Here is a 6,261-nt window from a genome sequence, read left to right on the forward strand (position 1 = left end):
GGGCCGTCCAGTTCAAACAGTAATCGGGTTGGTGCGGTTTGCGTTCTGGTTCCTTTCGCCATCCGTCTGGTTGGTGCAAGCTGTTCGGGAGAGGGCATGCAGCGCTGGGTGCCAAGGGAGACCTTGTTGGTGACCGGCCACTAACCAGGCGGTCAACCGGACGCCAAAAGCTTACAGCTTTTGGTTCCCTCCGCTGCGCTCCGGCGCCGGTTACCTTCGCGTTATGGCTGGGTGAGCTGAGACCTTGCATCCATTCTTTTATGGAGTATACGGACTATTTGAATTTTACTATCGTTGATAGTTCTATAAAAAATTAAATGGCTCGTGACCGGAAATTTTCTATATCCGGATTTAATGTAACCGCAATCATTTCCAATTTCAGGAGAGGTGGCAAGTAAGTGGAATGTATCGTCAAATTGCCTCAAATAAATCGTGCGCTGTTCTTTTCCCCATTTCTTTTGGGTGTATATCGCTATGGATTTAAGGTCGAATCTCGCTTGGTTGGTAAGCTCAAATGTACTCATTAATCGAGCTCATCATCCAGCTCGTTCATAAGACTTTCATAGCTGTATTCTGCAGTTCCGCTTTTTTCGCCCTCATCAAGGAGATGTCGCAGCGTGGCAATTTTCTGCTCGTTATCTTCAAGCATCCTAAGTGCCGCCCTAACAACCTCACTTGCAGAGGCATAGCGACCTTCCGCTATTTGTTGGGCTATAAAGCCGTCAAAGTGGTCACCGAGAGTCATGCTAGTATTCTTCGGCATGTTTGGGTACCTCAAATATCAAATATGGGTACATAATGGTATATCGCCATAACAAGGCAGTCAACCCGACACTGCATGCTACGTTTCACCTTGGGGTGGCTTCGCCACTGTACCCCAAGCTTCCACTTCACATGCAGTGCGGGTTACTGCGGCGTTATGTGAAGAAGGGTAGTACAAAAGGTAGTAGTTTATGACTGAAAAAGAGTACGCTATCCATATGATAAGATGGATAAATAAACTTGGTTTACCAGATATAGAGCCAGCAAAACGTGCTTTTTTTATGGCCAAATCCTTTTGGAAAGAAGGTAATACAGAAAATTTTGAAGCAATAAAAAACGAACTTTGGTTGTGGGTTGACAACAATGGTGGGCCAAGAATAACCAGTGAACGTGACATGGTAATTGTAAGAATGATCATGTGTGTTGCATCTGAAGATGTTACCGAAGTGAGAGATATGGGATTTTTCGAGGACTTGTTGGTAAGTCTTGGTTTTAGCTATGATGAAGCTTATGAGGGAACCGAGTAGTATGTTCAACAACCACATAACAAGTTGCTGCATAGGAAATTTTTTAGTTGGCGCCTTTTGGGCGTGGCAAGCCACTTTAGCCCAAAAGGCGCCAACTAAAAAATTCCCATGAGCAATGCGTTAGCTGACTAAGCTGGCATCTGAACTAAATTCAGGATATTGGAAAATTGGATAAATATGAGTGACAATAAAACTGCTTTAAAAGTATCTGATAAAAGCATAGAAGAAGGGATTGCACAGGGTAACTTCAAAGAAGATGGAATCCTAATTCGCGATGTGTCAAATGGACAAATTGTAAAGGTGTTGAAGCAAAAAGAGGAAAGCCTGAGTCACATACCTTCAACCTTCATTCAGGTGCACCACAATTATATATATCAGGCTGACCTTTCTCCTATCCTTGAAGCTATTTCACATGAGAGAGAGTCAAGTCTATACAACGAATTAGAAGAGCAATATAACTTAGTACTAGATTATTTGGATTCATTTAATACTTATAATACCGGGATTGAAAAGGTTCATCAGATCTGTCTTGAGATTTCAGTGTCATTTGATAATAAAATTCGGAGAGAGATTAAAGCTTTAAATATTGATGAGCTTGAAAAGATAGATACGGAAAGATTTGTCGGCTCATTAAATGCGTATGTTAAAATTCTATTCTCATATATCGTCAGTACATACACTCTTCATAGGGATAAGTTCTCGAAAGACAAGGTAATCATCGCAAAAATTCTTAGTTTTGAAAGGGCTGTTAGATCACTCTATGAACAGGTTCTTGCTAAATCTATAAAAGAAAGGAACAAGGATGGAGAGTTAATAAATATGCTACCCATGGAGGAGTCTTTGTACAGCATGTACCTGTTTAATGATGATTATGATCTTCATGACCTTGATCGACTAGTCTCGTTTGATTCAAGATTCTCAACATCACTTCAACTGATCAATTTCTTCAAAAAAAACTTTAAAAGTGGCAGATTTCAGGGTGAACGCTATGGCTATGGCTATGGCTATGGCTATGGCTATGGCGAGAGTGACGAAGAATTAAAAATATCCATAAAAACCAAAAAAATATCAAAAGAAAGCAATAGATATAAGATAGCTATCGTTCTTTTAAGAATACTTGAAGATATTGAGAAGCTGAAGGAAATTAGAGTAGAAGTAGTAGGTTTAAAAAATCTTTCAAATGAAGATGTGTTGCCGTATTACAGTGTTACGTCAGCTAACAAGAAAAATCAGTCGGACGCGTAAACGCGCCGCTGTTTTTGGCGTTACACCTCAATGATCTTGCCTTGACGCCAGTACGGCAACGCCGTATATTCTGGCAATGCTATTCATCGAAACCTCAACGTTCACCAAGCTATTGCCGAGCTATCTCACGGACGAGGAATACCGTGGGCTTCAAACCTACCTTTTGCAGAAGCCGGATGCCGGGGATCTAATCAAAGGCTCGGGTGGCGTTCGTAAAGTTCGATGGGCACCAGCGGCTTCGGGAAAGAGCGGTGGTATCAGAGCCATTTACTACTGGAAGAAGTCTGACCACGAGATATGGATGCTCACGCTGTACAGTAAATCAGAGCGCGCCAGCATACCTGGCCATACGCTCAAGCAGATAGCGGAGGCAATCAAAAATGGGTGACAGGAACCTTGGGGCAGAAATTCTTGATGGCATCAATGAAATCAAGCAGTTCAAGAAGGGTAAATTGGCTCTACGTACCCACGAGCTATCAGAGCCCTCACCGCCTAAAGTGATCAGGCTGAAGTTGAACATGTCGCAGTCAGCATTTGCCGGTCTTATGGGCGTGAGTGTGCGAACCCTTCAGGATTGGGAGCAGGGTCGGCGCGAGCCGCAGGGGCCTGCGGTTGCGCTTCTACGCATTGCTGAGCAACACCCGGAAGTTTTCAATCAGCTTCACTGACCAAAGCGAGGTGTAACCAGGCCATGCACCGGATGCCAAACCCTCCGCTTCGCTGCGGTTTTGTCACCGGTGATGGCGGGCGTTAATGGCCCAGGCCGTCTTCATTTTGGCGGGCTCAGTGCAAAGGCCTTGGCATCGGGTTTGGCTGCAAAGCCGCTTATGGTGATGATGGCCAAGGCCGGAAAAGTGGCTGTCGGGGTTGGTTGCCAACATCATCGGCAGAATGGTTATTCGCGGCGTGCCCCAGTCGCAGGGCCGTCCAGTTCAAATGGTAATCGGGTTGGTGCGGTTTGCGTTCTGGTTCCTTTCGCCATCCGTTGGGGTGGTGCAAGCTGTTCGGGAGAGGGCATTCAGCGTTGGGTGCCGAGGGAGACCTTGGTGGTGACCGGCCACTAACCAGCCGGTCAACCGGACGCCAAAAGCTTACAGCTTTTGGTTCCCTCCGCTGCGCTCCGGCGCCGGTTACCTCAGCGTTATTGGCCCGGCATTCGTGAGTTTTTAGCAAGTGGGGTGCAAAGGCCTTGGCACCGGGATTGGTTGTAAGCCCGCTCACTCTGGTGATCGCCAAGGCCGGAAAATGCGCTGTTTGGTTTGGTTGCCACAATGGCCAGCAGTGTTGGTATTCATGGCGTGCCCCAGTTGTGGGGCCGTCCGTCTTAAACGGTAATCGGGTTGGCGGCTTTTGAGTTCGGGTTCCTTTCGCCATCCGTTGGGTTGGTGCAAGCTGTCCGGGAGAGGGCATGCGGTCTGGGTTTCCAGGCTCAACCACGGTGGTGAACGGCCATTAACCAGGCGGTCAACCGGACGCCAAAAGCGTACCGCTTTTGGTTCCCTCCGCTGGCGCTCCGGCGCCGGTTACCTCAGCGTTAAAAGGGCACATCGCCAGAGGATGAGCCATGGAGATTGATGAAGAGAAAATCGATGAGGCCGTATTGGCTTTGCTGTACCTGACTTTGCATGACGGTGGTCGGGCGTGGAAATCCTTTGATTGGGATGCCATGAATAGGCTTCATGAAAAGGGTCTCATTGAGAACCCGGTTGGTAAGGCCAAATCTGTCCTGTTCACTGAGGACGGTCTAAAAGAGTCAGAGCGCCTGTTCCAGAAACTTTTCGCCAAGGACTCGTGAACTTAGGTGCCAGGCTTTTTAACCAAGCGGTCAACCGGACGCCAAAAGCGTACCGCTTTTGGTTCCCTACGCTGCGCTCGTGTGTCATGACGAAAGACTTCAGTCTTTCTTGCTGTACTCAAGATGAGGGAAGGCCCCTCGGTCTCGGTGACCAGACACCGGGATCAAACCGCCCTGTGCGGCTTGCATTAAGAGTGCGGGTCGTGAGCGACATGGGAAAAGGCCGTCAAGAGCGGTCAGGTACGTACCCAAGGAGATGAACGAAAGTGAACCGCCGATGAGGGGTCGAAATGTAGACAGATGTTGTCAGAACCGGGGACCGAGCGTCTCCCCGGGATGAGCTGTGACGTGAGCTGGCACAACGGACACAGCGGCAGCCGGTCTTGAGGCGGCATGACCTGGGTACAGGCTTGAGTATGGAACATGAGAACCTGTCGTCCTGATGTTAAGGGAGAAGCACAAGTGGAGATCCCGCGAGGCGAGAGTACCGATGCAGGACACAGGGACGGATTGGCCCGTAGTAGTGTGGAAACACCTGTAATGGGTGTGGAGCGAAGGGGGCAAGTTATCCCGTCGGATCCAGATGGCCAACCGAATTCCGGGAGGAGCCGTCAGGGTCAGGCAAAACCATTTACCATCCCGAAGGCCTTGGTCTATCAGGCCTACAAGCGGGTTCGAGCCAACAAAGGTAGCGCCGGGGTAGATCATCAGAGTCTGGAAGACTTTGATGGTGACCTCAGCAATAACCTTTACAAGCTTTGGAACCGTTTGTCCTCAGGAAGCTATCATCCACCACCGGTTTTGCGCGTGGAGATCGAAAAGGCGGATGGGGCAACCCGTCGTCTCGGCATCCCAACGGTTGCCGACCGCATTGCGCAGATGGTGGTCAAGCTGCTGATTGAACCGGAACTGGAACAACACTTCCACCCGGACTCTTACGGCTACCGCCCGGGAAAGTCAGCGCACGATGCGCTGAAACAGACTCAGGCCCGGTGCTGGAAGAAAGCCTGGGTGCTGGATATGGACATTCAAGGCTTCTTCGACAACATCGACCACAACCTGTTAATGAAGGCCGTGGATCGTCATGTGACCGAGGACTGGCAGAAGCTGTACATCCGGCGCTGGCTAAGCGCGCCGGTTCAGTTGGCGGATGGTTCCGTGGAGGAACGCGATCGGGGCACGCCGCAAGGCGGTGTGATCAGTCCCTTACTGGCAAACCTGTTCCTGCACTACGTCTTTGATCGCTGGGTGGAGAAGCGCTGGGGTGGCATCCAGTTCGAACGCTATGCGGACGATATCGTATGCCATTGTTCCAGTGAACGGGAAGCTCAAGCACTGAAATCGGTCCTTGAGGCACGATTCACAGCGTGTGGCTTGACGCTCCATCCCCGCAAGACAAAGATTGTGTATTGTAAGAGCGAGTACAACCGGCGGGACTACCCGGAGATCGCGTTTGATTTTCTGGGTCACACCTTCCGACCGCGGCTGATCCGCAACCGGTTGGGACAAAAGAAAGTCTACTTCACGGCGGCCATCAGCCAGAGTGCAGCGAAAGAGATCCGCAAGCAGATCAACGAGTGGCCCTGGAAATGGTGGCGACAGAAAGAACTCGGGCAGTTCGCTCGATTCTGTCAGTCCCGCCTCCGAGGCTGGATGCAGTACTATAGCCTGTTTGGCCGCAGCTACATTCGGAATGTGCTGTTTCATTTCGATCTGAGGTTGAGCCGGTGGGCATTAGGGAAGTATCGGAAACTCAGAGGTCTGTTACAGGCTGCCCGGAGAGTGAATGGACTGCGTCGGCGACGGCCGGATCTATTTGCTCACTGGGCAGGATCAAGGGCAATGGTTGGATAACAAGAGCCGTATGAATCGAGAGGTTCACGTACGGTTCTGTGAGAGGCTTTGGGGGTGGTTCCCAGGGCCTACTCGACC

The 6,261-nt window shown here is 49.7% G+C and carries 8 protein-coding genes; 6 read left to right on the forward strand and 2 right to left on the reverse strand.

Annotation, left to right across the window (positions count from 1 at the left end):
* Positions 1-221 precede the first annotated feature (221 nt).
* Together C7H09_RS09210 and C7H09_RS09215 are read right to left on the reverse strand one after the other, a co-directional pair.
* A complete protein-coding gene (locus tag C7H09_RS09210; RefSeq protein WP_106762265.1) occupies positions 222-524 on the reverse strand; it encodes a type II toxin-antitoxin system RelE/ParE family toxin in 303 nt (100 codons plus the stop codon).
* The gene (locus C7H09_RS09215; protein ID WP_106762266.1) at positions 524-763 is read right to left on the reverse strand and encodes a type II toxin-antitoxin system ParD family antitoxin; all 240 of its coding nucleotides are present in this window, start codon (positions 761-763) and stop codon (positions 524-526) included. Before C7H09_RS09215 ends, C7H09_RS09210 begins: the two co-directional genes overlap by 1 nt.
* Before the next feature lie 190 nt (positions 764-953).
* Here C7H09_RS09215 and C7H09_RS09220 point away from each other — a divergent pair, with 190 nt between their 5' ends.
* From C7H09_RS09220 to ltrA, 6 genes are all read left to right on the forward strand, one after another.
* Complete coding sequence (locus C7H09_RS09220; RefSeq protein ID WP_106762267.1) at positions 954-1,289, forward strand: hypothetical protein; 336 nt, start codon at positions 954-956, stop codon at positions 1,287-1,289.
* A gap of 177 nt (positions 1,290-1,466) precedes the next feature.
* Positions 1,467-2,534, forward strand: a complete 1,068-nt coding sequence (locus tag C7H09_RS09225; RefSeq protein ID WP_106762268.1) for a hypothetical protein — start codon at positions 1,467-1,469, stop codon at positions 2,532-2,534.
* Between the two features lie 76 nt (positions 2,535-2,610).
* Positions 2,611-2,922, forward strand: a complete 312-nt coding sequence (locus tag C7H09_RS09230) for a type II toxin-antitoxin system RelE/ParE family toxin (protein WP_106762269.1) — start codon at positions 2,611-2,613, stop codon at positions 2,920-2,922.
* Positions 2,915-3,202 carry a helix-turn-helix domain-containing protein gene (locus C7H09_RS09235; protein ID WP_012137897.1) on the forward strand — a complete coding sequence of 96 codons (288 nt, stop codon included), beginning with the start codon at positions 2,915-2,917 and terminating at the stop codon, positions 3,200-3,202. Before C7H09_RS09230 ends, C7H09_RS09235 begins: the two co-directional genes overlap by 8 nt.
* 896 nt (positions 3,203-4,098) lie before the next feature.
* Positions 4,099-4,329 carry a DUF6429 family protein gene (locus C7H09_RS09240; RefSeq protein WP_091640469.1) on the forward strand — a complete coding sequence of 77 codons (231 nt, stop codon included), beginning with the start codon at positions 4,099-4,101 and terminating at the stop codon, positions 4,327-4,329.
* Between the two features lie 525 nt (positions 4,330-4,854).
* Positions 4,855-6,183, forward strand: a complete 1,329-nt coding sequence (ltrA, locus tag C7H09_RS09250) for a group II intron reverse transcriptase/maturase (RefSeq protein ID WP_240616512.1) — start codon at positions 4,855-4,857, stop codon at positions 6,181-6,183.
* Positions 6,184-6,261: the final 78 nt, after the last annotated feature.

Source organism: Marinobacter fuscus (assembly GCF_003007675.1).
GTDB lineage: Bacteria > Pseudomonadota > Gammaproteobacteria > Pseudomonadales > Oleiphilaceae > Marinobacter > Marinobacter fuscus.

Coding starts and splice junctions, on each gene's coding strand:
- C7H09_RS09225 (WP_106762268.1), top strand. CDS start 1,467: ATGAGTGACAATAAAACTGCTTTAAAAGTATCTGATAAAAGCATAGAA.
- C7H09_RS09235 (WP_012137897.1), top strand. CDS start 2,915: ATGGGTGACAGGAACCTTGGGGCAGAAATTCTTGATGGCATCAATGAA.
- C7H09_RS09230 (WP_106762269.1), top strand. CDS start 2,611: ATGCTATTCATCGAAACCTCAACGTTCACCAAGCTATTGCCGAGCTAT.
- C7H09_RS09240 (WP_091640469.1), top strand. CDS start 4,099: ATGGAGATTGATGAAGAGAAAATCGATGAGGCCGTATTGGCTTTGCTG.
- C7H09_RS09220 (WP_106762267.1), top strand. CDS start 954: ATGACTGAAAAAGAGTACGCTATCCATATGATAAGATGGATAAATAAA.
- C7H09_RS09210 (WP_106762265.1), bottom strand. CDS start 524: ATGAGTACATTTGAGCTTACCAACCAAGCGAGATTCGACCTTAAATCC.
- C7H09_RS09215 (WP_106762266.1), bottom strand. CDS start 763: ATGCCGAAGAATACTAGCATGACTCTCGGTGACCACTTTGACGGCTTT.